The organism is Microbacterium sp. ZW T5_45 (genome assembly GCF_044987415.1).
Classification (GTDB): domain Bacteria; phylum Actinomycetota; class Actinomycetes; order Actinomycetales; family Microbacteriaceae; genus Microbacterium.
The window spans coordinates 39,900-55,624 of sequence record NZ_JBJDRJ010000010.1; the positions used below are offsets into that span (position 1 = coordinate 39,900).

17 protein-coding genes are annotated in these 15,725 nt (G+C 66.3%); 9 read left to right on the forward strand and 8 right to left on the reverse strand.

The annotated features are described in order from the left end of the window. Positions 1–17: 17 nt before the first annotated feature. From tatC to lnt, 3 genes are read left to right on the forward strand one after another with little or no spacing between them, the layout of a single operon-like run. Positions 18–779, forward strand: a complete 762-nt coding sequence (gene tatC, locus ACI3KS_RS07180) for a twin-arginine translocase subunit TatC (RefSeq protein ID WP_404916681.1) — start codon at positions 18–20, stop codon at positions 777–779. Further along, the gene (locus ACI3KS_RS07185; protein WP_404916683.1) at positions 776–3,250 is read left to right on the forward strand and encodes a DEAD/DEAH box helicase; all 2,475 of its coding nucleotides are present in this window, start codon (positions 776–778) and stop codon (positions 3,248–3,250) included. Before tatC ends, ACI3KS_RS07185 begins: the two co-directional genes overlap by 4 nt. Positions 3,251–3,261: 11 nt before the next feature. Further along, entirely contained in the window at positions 3,262–4,785 is a 1,524-nt protein-coding gene (lnt, locus tag ACI3KS_RS07190) for an apolipoprotein N-acyltransferase (RefSeq protein WP_404916685.1), read from the forward strand. On the opposite strand, the gene ACI3KS_RS07195 is transcribed toward lnt, so the two are convergent. From ACI3KS_RS07195 to ACI3KS_RS07210, 4 genes are all read right to left on the reverse strand, one after another. Beyond that, complete coding sequence (locus ACI3KS_RS07195) at positions 4,782–5,165, reverse strand: RNA polymerase-binding protein RbpA (protein ID WP_404916687.1); 384 nt, start codon at positions 5,163–5,165, stop codon at positions 4,782–4,784. The two genes, lnt and ACI3KS_RS07195, sit on opposite strands and share 4 nt — an antisense overlap. Positions 5,166–5,271: 106 nt before the next feature. Further along, positions 5,272–6,048 (reverse strand): glycerophosphodiester phosphodiesterase family protein, encoded by a 777-nt coding sequence (locus ACI3KS_RS07200; RefSeq protein ID WP_404916689.1) that lies wholly within the window; start codon positions 6,046–6,048, stop codon positions 5,272–5,274. After that, a complete protein-coding gene (locus ACI3KS_RS07205) occupies positions 6,045–6,971 on the reverse strand; it encodes an SPFH domain-containing protein (RefSeq protein WP_404916691.1) in 927 nt (308 codons plus the stop codon). The genes ACI3KS_RS07200 and ACI3KS_RS07205 overlap by 4 nt, the downstream gene beginning before the upstream one ends. Positions 6,972–6,980: 9 nt before the next feature. Then, entirely contained in the window at positions 6,981–7,454 is a 474-nt protein-coding gene (locus tag ACI3KS_RS07210) for an NfeD family protein (protein ID WP_404916693.1), read from the reverse strand. A 122-nt stretch (positions 7,455–7,576) separates the two neighbouring features. Here ACI3KS_RS07210 and ACI3KS_RS07215 point away from each other — a divergent pair, with 122 nt between their 5' ends. Further along, positions 7,577–8,341: an SDR family oxidoreductase gene (locus tag ACI3KS_RS07215; RefSeq protein ID WP_404916695.1), complete on the forward strand. Its 765-nt coding sequence runs from the start codon at positions 7,577–7,579 to the stop codon at positions 8,339–8,341. Between the two features lie 116 nt (positions 8,342–8,457). Here the strand turns inward: ACI3KS_RS07215 and ACI3KS_RS07220 are convergent, their stop codons facing one another. Further along, positions 8,458–9,030 (reverse strand): HdeD family acid-resistance protein, encoded by a 573-nt coding sequence (locus ACI3KS_RS07220; protein ID WP_404916697.1) that lies wholly within the window; start codon positions 9,028–9,030, stop codon positions 8,458–8,460. 140 nt (positions 9,031–9,170) lie between these two features. On the opposite strand from ACI3KS_RS07220, the gene ACI3KS_RS07225 reads away from it, so the two are divergent. From ACI3KS_RS07225 to ACI3KS_RS07235, 3 genes are read left to right on the forward strand one after another with little or no spacing between them, the layout of a single operon-like run. Then, positions 9,171–9,608, forward strand: coding sequence for a helix-turn-helix transcriptional regulator (locus ACI3KS_RS07225; RefSeq protein ID WP_404916843.1), 438 nt, complete (start codon positions 9,171–9,173; stop codon positions 9,606–9,608). A 5-nt stretch (positions 9,609–9,613) separates the two neighbouring features. Continuing rightward, positions 9,614–10,024: a VOC family protein gene (locus ACI3KS_RS07230; protein WP_404916699.1), complete on the forward strand. Its 411-nt coding sequence runs from the start codon at positions 9,614–9,616 to the stop codon at positions 10,022–10,024. A gap of 22 nt (positions 10,025–10,046) precedes the next feature. Continuing rightward, a complete protein-coding gene (locus ACI3KS_RS07235) occupies positions 10,047–12,401 on the forward strand; it encodes an ATP-binding cassette domain-containing protein (protein ID WP_404916701.1) in 2,355 nt (784 codons plus the stop codon). A 72-nt stretch (positions 12,402–12,473) separates the two neighbouring features. Here ACI3KS_RS07235 and ACI3KS_RS07240 read toward each other — a convergent pair whose 3' ends face one another. Further along, positions 12,474–12,794 carry a hypothetical protein gene (locus ACI3KS_RS07240; RefSeq protein ID WP_404916703.1) on the reverse strand — a complete coding sequence of 107 codons (321 nt, stop codon included), beginning with the start codon at positions 12,792–12,794 and terminating at the stop codon, positions 12,474–12,476. Here ACI3KS_RS07240 and ACI3KS_RS07245 point away from each other — a divergent pair. Further along, positions 12,793–13,065 (forward strand): hypothetical protein, encoded by a 273-nt coding sequence (locus tag ACI3KS_RS07245; protein WP_404916705.1) that lies wholly within the window; start codon positions 12,793–12,795, stop codon positions 13,063–13,065. The genes ACI3KS_RS07240 and ACI3KS_RS07245 overlap by 2 nt on opposite strands. After that, positions 13,055–14,113, forward strand: a complete 1,059-nt coding sequence (locus ACI3KS_RS07250) for a hypothetical protein (RefSeq protein ID WP_404916707.1) — start codon at positions 13,055–13,057, stop codon at positions 14,111–14,113. Before ACI3KS_RS07245 ends, ACI3KS_RS07250 begins: the two co-directional genes overlap by 11 nt. A gap of 5 nt (positions 14,114–14,118) precedes the next feature. Here ACI3KS_RS07250 and ACI3KS_RS07255 read toward each other — a convergent pair whose 3' ends face one another. Together ACI3KS_RS07255 and ACI3KS_RS07260 are read right to left on the reverse strand one after the other, a co-directional pair. After that, on the reverse strand, positions 14,119–14,964 hold the full coding sequence (locus tag ACI3KS_RS07255; RefSeq protein ID WP_404916709.1) for a class I SAM-dependent methyltransferase: 846 nt from the start codon (positions 14,962–14,964) through the stop codon (positions 14,119–14,121). Between the two features lie 43 nt (positions 14,965–15,007). Next, on the reverse strand, positions 15,008–15,703 hold the full coding sequence (locus tag ACI3KS_RS07260; RefSeq protein WP_404916711.1) for an ankyrin repeat domain-containing protein: 696 nt from the start codon (positions 15,701–15,703) through the stop codon (positions 15,008–15,010). Positions 15,704–15,725: the final 22 nt, after the last annotated feature.

Here is a 15,725-nt window from a genome sequence, read left to right on the forward strand (position 1 = left end):
CGAGTCACGATAGCCGCATGTCGCTGTCGGCGCACCTGAGAGAGCTGCGGAAACGGCTCATGATCGCTGCTGCGGCGCTCGTGGTCGGCATGGTCATCGCCTTTATCATCACCGGGCCGATCATCGATCTGCTTTCGGTGCCGATCCACACGATCGCTGAGGAGTCCGGCCGTGAATACACGGCCCTGAACTTCACCACCGTCACGAGCGGCTTCGATCTGCGCATGCGGATCGCCTTCGCCATCGGCCTGATCATCTCCGCACCCGTGTGGCTGTGGCAGGTGTGGGCGTTCATCATGCCCGGTCTCACCAAGAAGGAAACCCAGTACACCTGGGGCTTTCTGGGGGCCGCGATCCCGCTGTTCTTCGGCGGCTGCACCGTCGCCTTCCTCGTGCTGCCGCATGTGATCGAGATCATGGCGACCTTCGTGCCTACAGGGATGGCGCAGTTCTACGACTACTCCGGCTACTACGACTTCGTGTTCAAGTTCCTTCTCGTGGTCGGAATCGCATTCGTGCTGCCGGTCTTCCTCGTCGCCTTGAACCTCGCGGGGATCGTCTCCGGTCGGGAGATCCTCAAGGGCTGGCGGATCGCAGTACTGATCTGCACCATCTTCGCCGCCGTCACGACGCCACCGGCTGACGTGTTTTCGATGCTCCTGCTCATGGTGTCGATGATCGTGCTCTACTTCGCAGCGACCTTCCTGTCGATGCTGTTCGACCGACGCAAGCGCAAGCGCGATCTGGCCGCTGGTACCATCGCCACCGACTCCGCATGAGTTCGCCGGCAGAGCGATACGCGGCCGCGCGTCAGGCATCAGAGCATCCGCACACGCGCGCGTTCGCCGCGCGTCAGAGATTCGATCTCGACGAGTTCCAGATCGCCGGCTGCCACGCCCTCGAGAACGGGAACAGCGTGCTCGTCGCCGCCCCGACGGGAGCGGGAAAGACCATCGTCGGCGAGTTCGCGATCCACCTGGCGATGCAGACGCCGAGTGACAAGGCGTTCTACACGACACCGATGAAGGCGCTCTCGAACCAGAAGTTCCGAGAGCTCGTCGACGTCTACGGGCCCGACGACGTGGGGCTGCTCACGGGCGACACGAACATCAACGGCAACGCCCGGATCGTCGTCATGACGACCGAGGTGCTGCGCAACATGATCTACGCCGACTCCCCGGCGCTGCGCGACCTGAGGTTCGTCGTCATGGACGAGGTGCACTACCTCGCCGACCGCTTCCGCGGTGCGGTGTGGGAAGAGGTCATCATCCACCTCCCGTCGCACGTGCGCCTCGTCTCGCTCAGCGCGACGGTGTCGAACGCCGAGGAGTTCGGCGACTGGTTGGACACGGTTCGCGGCGACACCGAGGTGATCGTCTCGGAGATCAGGCCGGTGCCGCTCGAACAGCATGTGCTCGTGCGCGACGATTTCCTGCCGCTGTTCGACGATCGAGCCGGCGTCGCGACGGCACAGGTGAATCAGGAGCTCGTGCGCATGCGTTCCTTCACCGGTCAACGGTTCGAGAGCAATCGGCAGGCTCAGTCGTACCGCAGCAATCGGCACGCCGGACGCCAGGCGAATCGTCCGCAGCGCGGGGGGCATCGTCCGAACGCCCGACGCATCGAGCGGATGGACCGGCCCGACGTCGTGCATCTGCTGGACGGAGCGAATCTGCTCCCCGCGATCTTCTTCATCTTCAGCCGAGTCGGCTGCGATGCCGCAGTCCAGCAGGTGCGGCGCTCCGGTCTGCGTCTGACCTCGACGGAAGAGCGCGCCGAGATCCGTGCCATCGTCGAGGATCGCACCCGCTCGCTGCAGGATGAGGATCTCGGTGTTCTCGGCTACTGGGAGTGGCTGGAGAATCTCGAACGCGGCGTCGCCGCGCATCACGCAGGGCTCCTCCCTGCTTTCAAAGAGGTCGTCGAAGAGCTGTTCCAGCGCAAACTGGTCAAGGTCGTCTTCGCGACGGAGACGCTCGCGCTCGGCATCAACATGCCGGCTCGCACGGTCGTTCTCGAGAAGATGGAGAAGTTCAACGGCGAGGCCAGAGTCGCCATCACGTCGGGGGAGTACACCCAGCTCACGGGTCGGGCGGGACGCCGTGGCATCGACGTCGAGGGCCACGCCGTCGTCCAATGGACCGAGGGCATGGATCCGCAGGCGGTCGCCGCTCTCGCGTCGCGTCGCACCTACCCGCTCAACTCGAGTTTCCGCCCGACCTACAACATGGCGGTCAACCTCATCGATCTCTTCGGTCGCGAGCGTGCGCGACAGATCCTCGAGTCGTCCTTCGCCCAGTTCCAGGCCGACCGGGCGGTCGTCGGGCTCGCGCGTCAGGTCCGGGAAGCGGATGCCTCGCTCGAGGGCTATCTCGCGTCCATGCAGTGCGACCACGGTGACTTCGCCGAGTACTCGGCCATCCGCCGTGAGCTGAGCGACCTCGAGAAGAAGAACCGACAGGACTCCCAGGCCCCAAGGGCGGCCCGCGACAAGCGCATGAAGCGGATCCAGTCGCTGCGTACCCAGATGCAGCGGCACGGCTGCCATCGCTGTCCCGATCGTGAGGCGCACGCCCGCTGGGCAGAGCGTTACTGGAAGCTGAAGCGTCAGACCGACCGCATCCGCCGTCAGATCGAGACCCGGACGGGTACGGTCGCGCGCGTGTTCGACCGGGTCGTGGAGGTGCTCGAGACGCTGGACTACCTGCAGCGCGGGGACGACGACGCCGGCGGGGGACTGCGGCTGACGGATGCCGGACGCACGATGCGCCGCATCTACGGAGAGCGTGACCTCCTCGTGGCGGAGAGCCTGCGTCAAGGGTTGTGGCGGAATCTCGATGCGCCGTCTCTCGCCGCCATGGCGTGCTGTCTGGTGTACGAACCGCGTAGGGACGAGGCGAACTCCGGAGAGCGGAACCTGCCGCGCGGGGCGTTCCGGATCGCCTATCAGAAGACGTCCACGCTGTGGGCGGAGCTCGACGACCTCGAGAAGGACCACCAGCTTCCGGGTTCTGAGCCGCTGGCCTCCGGCCTGGCGGGCGCAATGCACTCATGGGCGCGCGGCGGGATGCTCGATCGCGTGCTCGTGGATGCCGACATGGCGGCCGGCGACTTCGTTCGCTGGACGAAGCAGACCATCGACCTGCTCGATCAGTTGTCGATCGTCGCCGAAGACGCGACCCTGGCCCGTACCGCTCGGCAGGCTCTCGACGGCGTTCGTCGAGGCATCGTCGCCTACTCATCGATGTGAGGATGCGCACGATGTCGCACAGTCCCGCGCGCCCGCGCCCGCTCGTCCCGTTGTGGGCGGCGATGCCGGCAGCGGCGGCATCCGGTCTGATGATGGCGCTCGCCTACCCCGGCGCCGCGGTGTGGATCCTCGCGTTCCCCGCGGTCGCACTGCTGTTGCTCACACTGATCGGTCGCCGGGCCGGGGGCGCGCTTCTCGTCGGCGCGGTGTACGGGCTGATCATGTTCGGCATCCTGGTCTCCTTCACGTCGCGCTATCTCGGTCCGATCCCGTGGGCGGCGCTGACGGTGGTCGAAGGCGGTCTCACGGCGGTCGCCCTGATACTCACGACACTGGCCTACCGGTGGCTCCCGAAGGCGTTCCCCGGAACGACCGCACGTCTGGTCCTCCTCCCGGCGATCGTCGCCGCGATCTGGATCGGCCGGGAGCTGTTCATCGGCAATTGGCCGTACGGCGGCTTCCCGTGGGCACGGATCGGCATGACGCAGGCTGAGAGTCCGTTGGCTCCGGTCAGCTCCTGGATCGGCGTCACCGGGCTCGGCTTCGTCATGGTGATGCTCGTGGCGGTGATCATCGAGACGACGCGGATGCGCATGTGGCGGAGGCCGCTACGGCTCATCGTCCCGGTCGCGCTGACCGCCGTGCTGCTGTTCACACCTCTGTTCCCCACCACCGCGAACGGTTCGATGCGCATCGCCGCGGTGCAGGGCAACGGTCCGAACGGGTACTTCGATCAACGGGAGGCGTTCTCTCTCATCGACGCGCAGACCGAGGCGACGGAAGCTCTCTACGGTGAGGACGTCGATCTGCTGGTCTGGCCCGAGGGTTCGATCGATGCCGATCCGTTCGAATACGACACCGTCGCACGACGGATGACCCAGGTCGCGAACCGGATCGATGCACCCCTGCTCGCGAACACGGCCACCGGTCGCGGAGACCTCTTCTTCAACACCTCGATGCTGTGGCAGCAGGACGGCACGGCCGAGCAGATCCACGACAAGCGTCATCCGGTGCCGTTCGGCGAATACGTCCCGGACCGGGAGTTCTACAACGCGCTCGCCCCCGACCTGATCGGGCTCATCGGCCGCGAGTACACGCCGGGCGAGAACCCTCCCATCGTCGATGTGGACGGCATCGCCGTCGGCCTTGCGATCTGCTTCGACGTCATCTACGACGACCTCGTCCACGAGAGCATCGAGGAGGGGGCGCAGGTGCTCGTGTTCCAGACGAACAACGCCGACTTCCGAGGCACCGACGAGAATCTGCAGCAGCTCGCGTTCGCGCGCATGCGGGCGATCGAGACGGGCCGCAGCGTCGTGAACATCTCGACAGTCGGCACCAGCCAGATCATCCGCGCCGACGGATCGACCGTCACGAGCCTGGACGCGGACGAGGCCGGTGCGATGCTCGAAGATGTCGAACTCCGCACCGGCCTCACAGCGGGTGTGGTCCTGACCCCGTGGATCCAGCAGCTGCTGCTCTGGGGCGGACTGGGCGCGCTTCTGATCGGGTGGTGGCGCGCCCGGGGGCGTTAGGCGCCGATCTTGTGGCGCGTGGGGTCTTCGCCGGCTCCCCGGCGGCTGCGGATGAACGCCAGGCGTTCCTCGAGCAGCTCTTCGAGCTCCGCACGGGTGCGGCGCTCCATGAGCATGTCCCAGTGCGTGCGGGCGGCCTTCTGATCGGTCGCCTCGAGCGTGACGGCCTGGCCGTCGACGTTCAGTCGGGCCTCGGCACCGCATGTGCGGCACTCCCAGGTCTGGGGCGGTTCGGCGTCGGCCGCGAACATCAGGTTCGTGACGTGGCCGCACGCGTCACAGGTATAGGTGGTTTCACGGCGCTCCATGAAAACGACGCCCTCTTCGCTCTGTAGGCTCTGGGCGCCGAGTCGGATGCCGCGCAGGCTGCGATCTGCCATTGTGTGGTCCTCTCGTCGCTGTCAGGTATAACGCTCCAGGCTGTGCGCTTCATCCACAGCGGCGGATTCCCCGTGGGATTCACAGCGGAATCCCAGCGCGAACGTGTCAGACGGGGCGCAGTACCCGGATCGCCTCGTCGGCGCGGTCGGAGACGATTCCGTCCGCGCCGGCGGAGATGATCCGTTCCATGTCGTCGGGCTCGTTGATCGTCCACACATGGACCTCGACCCCGAGCGACCGGCAGACGCGCAGAAGCGCAGGAGTGAGCACGCGGATGACGCCCTGCCTCTCGGGTACCTGCAGTGCGTCGATATCACGCAGAACCGCGGCAGGGGAGAGGCGGAGGGTAGTGAGCGCGAGGACCGCGGCGATGGTACGGCTCCCCGCGGAGGTGGCGGGACGGATCTCGGAACCTGCCGCCAGTACCGCGTCGACGGCACGTCGGCGGCGCGAATCCGAGAAGCTCGTCACGAGCACGCGGTGTGCGTGCGGAGCGATGATCGACCCCACGGGCTCTGCCGCGGCATCCGTCTTCACGTCGATGTTGAACCGGATCGTGGGGAACGTCTCCAGCGCCTCGCGGACGGTCAGAAGCCCACCGTGGTCGGCGAAGATGCTCCGCAGTTCTTTCGTCGTCACCGCTGCGACCTCGCGCCCATCGTCCACGAGACGCTCGAGCGTCTCATCGTGGAAGAGCACGACGTCGCCATCGGCGGTGACCCGACAATCGGTCTCGATGTACTCCGCGCCCGCCGCGTGTGCGGCGGCGAACGCGACCGCGGTGTTCTCCCAGACCCCCGACTCCTCACCCTCCGCGGTGACGAGCCCTCGATGCGCGAGGACCCGCGGACGCTGCGCCTTCTCGAAGTACGGGTGAGTCACGCGCCGGGGGTGCCGGTCGGCGGCTGGCCGGGCTTCGGAGCGAACGCCGAGCCGATGCCCTTCAGCGCCTCGGTCAGCTCACTCGGGATGATCCACAACTTGTTGGACTGGCCTTCGCTGATCTTGGGGAGCATCTGGAGGTACTGATAGGCGAGGAGCTTGTCATCCGGGCGTCCCTGATGGATCGCAGTGAACACGTTCTGGATTGCCTCGGCCTCACCCTGCGCACGCAGGACGGCCGCCTGCTTGTCGCCTTCGGCCTGCAGGATCGCCGCCTGTCGCTGACCCTCGGCCTCGAGGATCTGCGACTGCTTGGAGCCCTCCGCGGTGAGGATGGCAGCCCGGCGGTCGCGCTCGGCACGCATCTGCTTCTCCATGGAGTCCTGGATGGAGACGGGCGGGTCGATCGCCTTCAGCTCGACGCGTCCGACGCGGATGCCCCATTTGCCGGTGGCCTCGTCGAGCACGACGCGCAGCTGGCCGTTGATGTTGTCGCGGCTCGTCAGCGCCTCCTCGAGGTTCAGCCCGCCGACGACGTTGCGGAGGGTCGTCGTCGTGAGCTGCTCGACCGCGCCGAGGTAGTTCGCGATCTCGTAGGTCGCTGCTCTGGCGTCGGTGACCTGGAAGTAGACGACCGTGTCGATCGAGACCACGAGGTTGTCCTCGGTGATCACGGGCTGGGGAGGGAAGGAGACCACCTGTTCGCGCATGTCGATGAGCGGTCGCAGACGATCGATGAACGGCACCAGGATGTTCAGACCCGGCATGAGGGTCTTGTGGTAGCGGCCGAGGCGCTCGACGACGCCTGCCGTCGCCTGCGGGATGATCCGGATCGACCGCGCGATCGTCACCACGACGAAGATGACGATCACCGCGAGGAGGATCCACACGATCACCGAACCTATGGACAGTGCGCCGTTCATGATCTGCTCCTAGTCGTTGACGGGACGGACGATGGCGGTGGCGCCGTTGATCTCGCTGACCGCGACGTGCGATCCGCGCGGGATCGCGACGGGTGCTGCGCTGCGTGCCGTCCAGGTGTCGCCGTTGCTGAGTTTGACCTGCCCGGAGACCCGGGTGATGTCGTCGAGCGCCAGGCCGCGCAGATCGATCAGTGCTTCGACGTTCGACTTCGTCGGGTCCTCGCCGCGCCGGAGCCGTTTCAGGAGAGGCGGGCGAAGGAAGAAGATGAAGATACCTGCGGCGGCTGCCGCGATGAGGACCTGCAGCCAGATCGGGATGCCGAGGAGATCCGTGACGAGACCGACGGCGGCGCCGAGGCTCAGCATCAGGAAGGTGAAGTCGAGCGTCAGCATCTCGATCACGAGGAACGCGGCGATGAGGACGAGCCATCCGATCCACGCCCACTGATCGATGAACGTGAGGAATGTCGTGAAGTCGTCCATGAGGCCCTCCCTAGCCGTCAACCTACCACGCAGGGACGACGCGGACCCGGCTCTGCGAAGGCCCGTTGGTAGGCTGGGAAGGCCGCGTGATCGCGGCTTTCACGCATCATGAGGAGTCACCTGTGTCCGACGTTCTTCCTGCTGGTTCTCTCGACGGCAAGGTCGCTCTTGTCACCGGTTCGTCACGGGGGATCGGCGCCGACACGGTGCGGTACTTCGCCGAGGCCGGCGCCGACGTCGTCATCAACTTCCGCAACAAGGCGCCGCGCGCCGAGAAGCTCGCGAACGAACTGCGCGAGCTCGGCCGGCGTGTGCTCGTCGTCGGTGCCGACCTGACCGACCCGGAGTCGGTCGCGGGGATGTTCGCCCAGGTCGAGGCCGAGTTCGGCCGCCTCGACGTGCTCGTGCTGAACGCCTCCGGCGGCATGGAGTCCGGGATGGCCGAGGACTACGCGCTCACCCTGAACCGCGATGCGCAGCTCAACGTCCTGAACGCGGCGACGCCGCTGCTCGGAGACGGGGCGCGGGTCGTCTTCGTCACGAGCCATCAGGCGCACTTCATCCGCACCACGCCCACCATGCCCGAGTACTTGCCGGTCGCCCTTTCGAAGCGCGCCGGTGAGGATGCTCTTCGCGAACTGATCCCGGGTCTCGCCGAGAAGGGCGTCGGCTTCACCGTGGTCTCCGGCGACATGATCGAGGGCACCATCACCGCGACGCTCCTCGAGCGCGCGAACCCCGGCGCGATCTCCGAGCGCCGCGAGTCGGCAGGCAAGCTCTACAACGTGTCGGAGTTCGCCGCCGAGGTCGCACAGGCCGCGATCGACCCGGTGCCGGCGGACAACACGCGCCTGGTCGGCGATGTGAGCGGCTTCGCCTCCGAGTGAGACTGCCTCCCTGCACGAGGCCGACTTTCTGACTGAGACCGAGAACTCTGCGTGAGTCGGATGCCCGCAGCATCCGACTCACGCAGGATCGACGGTCTCACGTGCGTGAAGGGACCTCAGGCGACGGCTGCCTTCGCCTCCTTGCCGAGCGTGATGGCGCGGATGATCTGCACGAGACCGAGCACGACGAGCGACGCGCCGAGGAAGACCCACAGCACGATCCCCGCCGCGAGGACGTTGAACAGCACATAGACGCCGGCGATGATGCTGAGGATCGCGTAGAGCAGCGTCCAGGTGCGAGAGCCGTCCTTCCCGAGCAGCGTGAGCGACACGACTCCGTCGACCAGCCAGCTGATGCCGATGAAGACGACCGTGATGACGGCGAGCGTGACGGCCGCCTCGCTCAGGTTGGCGAAGGCGATGACGGCAGCGATGACGTAGAGCACGCCGAGCACGATGTGGCCGACTCGGGCCCATCCTCCCTTCGCGCGGGAGAAGATGCCGAGACCGATGTACACGATGCCGGCGACGACGAGGTACGCCGCGAAGATCCAGGTGACGACGATCGCGGTCTTCAGCGGCCAGGCGAGAAGGATGATGCCCGCGATGAGCGAGACCGCACCGGACACCGCGAGCGAGGTGCGGATGGCGGAGAAGGCGGATGCGAGCGGCGTGGGGGTGTCGGACATGATGGCCCTTTCTGGGAGGATCCTGCGACGGATGCCCCTCACAGTAGCGAGGACCGACATCGAGTGGCATATGGATATACCAAATTCTGCATCGTGCCGTCATCCGCCGAGATGAGACGACATGGGATGATCGGTCGGTGATGTCCGCCGACGACGCAAGGCTGCGCGAACTCGTTCTCATGCGCCGGGTGAGGGATCGTATCGATCGGGAGTACGCGAAGCCCCTCGATGTCGAGTCACTCGCCGCGGGGGTGCACCTCTCCGCCGGACATCTGAGCCGGCGGTTCCGCGAGACCTACGGCGAGTCTCCGTACTCCTATCTGATGACCCGGCGGATCGAACGCGCCATGACCCTGCTGCGCCGCGGTGATCTCAGCGTCACAGAGGTGTGCTTCGAAGTCGGGTGCTCCTCGCTGGGCACGTTCAGCACGCGATTCACGGAGCTGGTCGGTGTCCCACCCCGCGTGTACCGTGAGCGTGCAGCCGATCTGGACGGCATCCCGCCATTCCAGGTGAAGCTCGTGACCAGACCGATCAGGAATCGAGAAGCGCCCCGCAGCGGGGCGAACCTAGGGTGAGCAGCATGAAGATCAGCATCCACTACGCGTTCCTTCCGCACACCGACGCCGACGAGGCTCTCGGGTTCTACCGCGATGCCCTCGGATTCGAGGTGCGCGGCGATGTCGGCTACGAGGGGCTCCGCTGGCTCACCGTGGGTCCCGAGGGGCAGCCGGAGACCTCGATCGTGCTGCATCCGCCGGCAACGGACCCCGGCCTCACCGACGACGAGCGCCGTACGATCCACGAGTTGATCGCCAAGGGCAGCTATGGCGCGCTGACGCTGGCGAGCGACGACCTCGACGCTCTCTTCGAGCGTCTCGTCTCCGCCGGTGCCGACGTCGTCCAAGAACCGATGGATCAGCCGTACGGCGTGCGAGACTGCGCCTTCCGCGACCCCGCTGGCAATCTGCTCCGTATCAACCAGGCCGCCTGACGGCTCCGACAGAAGGACGTCGATGACTGCTGCACACCCCGCCGACACCCACGACCTCATCCGCGTGCAGGGCGCGCGAGAGAACAACCTCAAGGATGTGAGCGTCGACATCCCCAAACGACGGCTCACCGTGTTCACCGGAGTGTCGGGCTCCGGCAAGAGCTCGCTGGTCTTCGACACGATCGCCGCCGAGTCGCGACGGATGATCGACGAGACCTACAGCGCCTTCGTGCAGGGCTTCATGCCGTCCGTTCCGCGACCCGACGTCGACGTCCTCGAGGGGTTGACGACCGCGATCATCGTGGATCAGGAGCGTCTCGGCGCCAACCCGCGATCGACCGTCGGCACCGTCACCGACGCGAACGCCATGCTGCGCATCCTGTTCTCGAAACTCGGTCAGCCGTTCATCGGCGGGCCGACCGCGTTCTCGTTCAACATCCCCACGCAGAAGGCCAGCGGCGTGATGACCGGTCCGGGCGGAGAGAAGAAGATCGTCAAGGACGCGATCTACCTCGGCGGGATGTGCCCGCGCTGCGAGGGCAGGGGAGCGGTGTCCGATCTCGATCTCTCGCAGATCGTCGACGAATCCAAGTCGCTCGACGAGGGCGCGATCATGGTGCCGGGGTACACCGCCGACGGCTGGATGGTGAAGGGCTTCTCGCAGTCGGGGTTCTATCCGGGTGACAAGCCGATCTCGCAGTTCACCGAGAAGCAGCGGCAGTTGTTCCTCTACGGCGAGGTCACGAAGGTCAAGATCTCCGGCATCAACATGACCTACGAAGGACTCATCCCCAAGATCACCAAGTCGATGCTGTCGAAGGATCTCGACGCCCTTCAGCCTCACGTGCGGGCTTTCGTCGAGCGGGTGGCGACGTTCGCGGTGTGTCCGGAATGCGATGGCACGAGACTCACCGAGGGTGCACGGTCATCGAAGATCGACGGCGTGAGCATCGCTGACGCGTGCCGCATGCAGGTCACCGATCTCGCGGCGTGGGTGCGCGGCCTCGATCTTCCCGGTGCCGCTCCGCTGCTCGAGGCGCTCCGGTCGAACCTCGATGCGTTCGTCACGCTCGGCCTCGGCTATCTGTCGCTCGAACGTCCATCGGGCACGCTGTCCGGAGGAGAGGCGCAGCGCATCAAGATGCTGCGTCACCTCGGCTCGTCACTGACCGACGTCACGTACGTGTTCGATGAGCCGACGATCGGTCTGCACCCGCACGACATCCAGAGGATGAACACGCTGCTCCTGCAGCTCCGCGACAAGGGCAACACGGTTCTCGTCGTCGAGCACAAGCCCGAGACGATCGCGGTCGCTGATCGCGTGATCGATCTCGGACCGGGTGCCGGCAGCGCGGGAGGAGAGATCTGCTTCGAGGGAACCGTCGATGCCCTCAAGGCCAGCGGAACCCGCACGGGCACGCACCTCGATGATCGGGCGTCGCTGAAGGATGCCGTGCGCACCGGTTCCGGCGCGATCGAGGTGCGCGGCGCCACGACGAACAATCTCGTCGACGTCGACGTCGACATCCCGAAGGGGGTGCTCACCGTTGTGACGGGCGTGGCGGGGTCGGGAAAGAGCTCGCTGATCCACGGTTCGGTGTCGTCGCTCGACGGCGTCGTGTCGATCGATCAGAGCGCGATCAAGGGTTCGCGGCGCAGCAATCCCGCGACCTACACGGGCATGCTGGAGCCGATCCGCAAGGCCTTCGCGAAGGCGAACGGCGTCAAGCCGGCGCTGTTCAGCGCGAATTCGGAGGGTGCCTGCCCCACCTGCAAGGGGGCCGGCGTCATCATCACCGAGCTCGGCTTCATGGACACGATCGAGACGCCGTGCGAAGACTGTGGCGGGAAGCGATTCCAGGCCGCGGTCCTCGAGTACAAGCTCGGCGGCAAGGACATCACGGAGGTTCTTGATCTACCGGTCTCGGAGGCTCACGCGTTCTTCTCCGACGGTGAGGCCAAGCTGCCGGCGGCGGCCGCGATCCTGCGCCGCCTGGAGGACGTCGGTCTGGGCTACCTCTCGCTGGGGCAGCCGCTGTCGACCCTGTCGGGCGGCGAGCGGCAGCGGATCAAGCTCGCGATCCAGATGGGGGAGAAGGGCGAGGTGTACGTGCTCGATGAGCCCACCACTGGCCTTCATCTGGCGGACGTCGACAACATCCTGGGGCTGCTCGACCGGCTCGTCGAGTCCGGCAAGACCGTGATCGTCATCGAGCACCACCAGGCGGTGATGGCGCATGCCGACTGGATCATCGACGTGGGTCCCGGTGCGGGCCATGATGGCGGTCGTGTGGTGTTCGAGGGGACACCCGCAGATCTCGTCGCCGGGAGATCGACACTGACGGGGGAGCACCTCGCAGCGTATGTGGGTGCGTGACGACGAACATGACCCGCCTCGAACCTGCCCCGACCGCAGTCGACATATGCGCTAGCATCCGACGATGAGGATTCACGGGGGGATCTGGATCATGGGGGTCGCTGTGGCGGCCACCGTCCTCGTCGGTTGCGCGTCAGGATCGATCGCAGCGCCGGCGGCCACGACAGACGAAGAGGCAGCGGCCCCATCACCGAGCCCGGAGGCGATATCCACGATCTCGCCGGCGGAGGCCGAGGCGCGGGCACGGGCGGAGGAATGGATCGAGACGACTCCCGTGCCCGAGGGGACGACCCGAACGGATGCGGCCTCGAGCGGTGGCAGTTTCAGCTCGTACCAGGAGTGGGTGTGCTCGCCGACGATGACGGCATCCGCGTACTGGACCGTCCCTGGCATGACGCCCGTCGAGGTCTTCAACTGGATGCTCGAGAACCCGACGCCGGGTCTGACAGCGACACATGCTCAGCCGGAGCCGCTCGACGCCGGATACGAGAACTTCACACGGGGCTTTCTGCCGTCGGTGGATGCGCAGCAAGGTGTGGTGGTCACCTTCGTCGCGATACCGGACGGAACCGCGCTGCGGGCGGAGAGCGGCGCCATAACCACGGATGCGACGTGCCCGACCCCGCCGGGAGGCGGGGCGTGGGGACGCCCAGGTGAAGGCTGAGCTGACGGCCGAGACGGGGCGGCCGCGGGTCTTCCCGCGGATCGTCGCGGTGGTCCTCGCTGCGGCCGTCGGACTCCTGCTGGTCGTCCTCACTGTCGAGCAGGTGTCGGCTGGTGCGGCGACCGTGCTGCTCGGCCCGTTCGATGGACACGCTCTGATCGTCGGCTGCACCCTTCTCGGCACGATCGCGGCGACGATCGGGGTGTGGCTGTCGGGATCTCTTCTTTCCGTCCGCATTCTCGCCCTTCTTCTCGGAGTCGCAGCGAGCGCGTTCTCGGCGCTCGGCGCGTTCGTCCTCTCGGATACGAGCGTCACAACGATCGAGGTGAATGGATGCGATACCGGATATGTCGTGGTCGAGCGCTCCTTCCTGTTCCTGTCGACTGGCACGATCTACCGGCCCGATGGCCCATTCATCGTCGTCGCCGCGGGGCGATCTTCGGGTGACGACGGGTACATGCCTTTCGCTGCGGGCACCTATGCCGTGACGAGGGTGGGCGATGACTGGCAGATCGACTACGCGATCGAATCGGGACGCGCGGCAGCGGACACGTCGTCGCTGCCAGTGCTTGCTGGCCATGAGTGCACGACGGCCTCGTCTGGCGAGGGTGGCTGGGATCCTCCCCCCACACCCACACCCACACCCACACCGACACGAGCGGTCGTACGTCAAGACCAGATCGTGGACGCCGTTCGAACGATGATCGCCGCATCGTTCGACGCAGCCGGGGGAGAGGTACGCGACGCGACAGGCAACGAGCTGGATGCTGCGACGCTGTCGGTGCCCCTCGCGCCGTGCGACGTTCCGGGTACCGAGCGCGCCGAGGTATCTCTGCAGTTCGCGACCGCGGACAACGCCCGATCGCTGACGCGCATCCTGGAGGCGTGGGACGACGCGGGGTACCTCCCGGACCGCGCGATGCAGTCGGACATCCGCTACAGCGAGACCCTGCCGGTCGCACAGATGACGATACGAGACAGGACGACGATCGACGGACTGCTGCACATGACGATCACCTCTGCGTGCGCCGTATCACCGGGGGAGTGAACTGCTCACTCCCGTCGAGCGACGATCGTGAAGGTGCAGGGGATCAGGTCGCGTTCTCCTTCGGGCCAGGCGTAGCCGCGCGGCACTTCGATCATGCGCTCGCTGAACCGCCACGGAAGTGTGCGGCCCTCGTCGAAGTGGACGATCCGGAGCCCCGCGCGCAGGAGTGCCCCGATGATCTCGGACAGCGGGTGCGGGAACTCGTAGGTCCGTGGATTCGCGACTGTGCCGTCACCGGCGTAGGTCGACGCGTCGTCCCACCGCAGTGCCTTCCCATCGCCGAAGTACGGGTAGCGCGTGACGATTCCGTCTGCATTCTCATCGAGAGCATGCAGCGCCGGATGCCCGTCGCGGATGAAGAACGTTCCGCCCGCCCGGAGCAGTCCATGGATCTGAGTCGCCCAGCGATCGAGATCGTTCAGCCAGGTGATCGTGCCGATGCTGGTGTAGACGACGTCGAAGTCTCCGTCGACGGCTGTTCGCGCGTCGAGAACGTCCGTCTGCACCCATCGAGCGTCGATCCCCGCGCGACGAGCGAGGGACTCCGCCGCGGCCAGGGCAGACGCAGAGAAGTCGACCCCGGTCACTCGCGCACCGGCGCGGGCGAGCGAGACGGTGTCCGTGCCGATATGGCACTGCAGGTGGCAGAGGTCGAGTCCGTGGAGCCCATCGGCGCCGAGAATGGACTCGAGCACCGGAAGGTCGTCGCAGATGACATCGCTCAGGTGCTCGGGATCGTCGAACGCGTCGAGTCCGTACGCCGCCTCATGCAGCGGTACGCGATCCTCCCAGTTCGCATGGTTCGCGTCTCGCGCGTCGGTCCAGTCGATCTTCACGTTCACACCATCCACGGGGAGATCCTACGGCTCGATCCGTTCGGAGCCGGCAACGGACTCAGAGCTTCACGGGAAAGAGCTCCGTGCGCGCGACGACGCGATCGCGTTCCTCCGCGAGAGCTGTCCTGCGTGGATCGGCGAGGAATCCGTCGAGCCCTGCGCGGTCGTCGAATCGGTACAACTGAACCTCATGGGGAGCGCCTTCGGCGCCATCCGAGACCGCCCGCTGCAGGATCGTCGCACCGTGATCGGCGAGCAGTTCGATGACGTCGTCCTCATACGCCGCCATCTCCGCCTGGAGTCCGTCGCGGGCCCAGAGCAGACAGCAGAGCGTCACGACGCCTGATATATCGGACGTTCGGGCGGACTGGAGCCGGCCGAGGAGGTCGGCCGGGAAACCTGCGATGATCGCGGCGACGGATGCGGCGGACTCACCGTGGTCGTTCACGATCGTCGGATCGGCTCCTGCATCGAGAAGCGCCGTGAGAACATCGTGCGCTCCCGACGGTGCCAGCACGGCGACGAAGGCGGCGGTTCGTCCGACAGCATCACGTCGATCGACAGGCGCGCCTGCGGAGATGAGCTCTCGGGCGATGGCGAGGTCGGCGTGCTGAGCTGCGAGGTGCAATGGAGTCCAACCGTTTCGCAACGGAGCGACCGATGGATCTGCACCGATGCGCAGAAGTCGTCGAACCTCATGGAGGTCACGGGCATTCGTCGCGCGGTACAGTTCGCCAGCATCCGTATCCGTCATGGAGACACGCTAACAACCGGTG

Bases quoted from the DNA above. Each gene is read 5' to 3' on its own strand.
- tatC (WP_404916681.1), top strand. From the start codon at position 18: ATGTCGCTGTCGGCGCACCTGAGAGAGCTGCGGAAACGGCTCATGATC.
- ACI3KS_RS07185 (WP_404916683.1), top strand. From the start codon at position 776: ATGAGTTCGCCGGCAGAGCGATACGCGGCCGCGCGTCAGGCATCAGAG.
- lnt (WP_404916685.1), top strand. From the start codon at position 3,262: ATGTCGCACAGTCCCGCGCGCCCGCGCCCGCTCGTCCCGTTGTGGGCG.
- ACI3KS_RS07195 (WP_404916687.1), bottom strand. From the start codon at position 5,165: ATGGCAGATCGCAGCCTGCGCGGCATCCGACTCGGCGCCCAGAGCCTA.
- ACI3KS_RS07205 (WP_404916691.1), bottom strand. From the start codon at position 6,971: ATGAACGGCGCACTGTCCATAGGTTCGGTGATCGTGTGGATCCTCCTC.
- ACI3KS_RS07210 (WP_404916693.1), bottom strand. From the start codon at position 7,454: ATGGACGACTTCACGACATTCCTCACGTTCATCGATCAGTGGGCGTGG.
- ACI3KS_RS07220 (WP_404916697.1), bottom strand. From the start codon at position 9,030: ATGTCCGACACCCCCACGCCGCTCGCATCCGCCTTCTCCGCCATCCGC.
- ACI3KS_RS07225 (WP_404916843.1), top strand. From the start codon at position 9,171: ATGTCCGCCGACGACGCAAGGCTGCGCGAACTCGTTCTCATGCGCCGG.
- ACI3KS_RS07230 (WP_404916699.1), top strand. From the start codon at position 9,614: ATGAAGATCAGCATCCACTACGCGTTCCTTCCGCACACCGACGCCGAC.
- ACI3KS_RS07235 (WP_404916701.1), top strand. From the start codon at position 10,047: ATGACTGCTGCACACCCCGCCGACACCCACGACCTCATCCGCGTGCAG.
- ACI3KS_RS07245 (WP_404916705.1), top strand. From the start codon at position 12,793: ATGACGCCCGTCGAGGTCTTCAACTGGATGCTCGAGAACCCGACGCCG.
- ACI3KS_RS07240 (WP_404916703.1), bottom strand. From the start codon at position 12,794: ATGCCAGGGACGGTCCAGTACGCGGATGCCGTCATCGTCGGCGAGCAC.
- ACI3KS_RS07260 (WP_404916711.1), bottom strand. From the start codon at position 15,703: ATGACGGATACGGATGCTGGCGAACTGTACCGCGCGACGAATGCCCGT.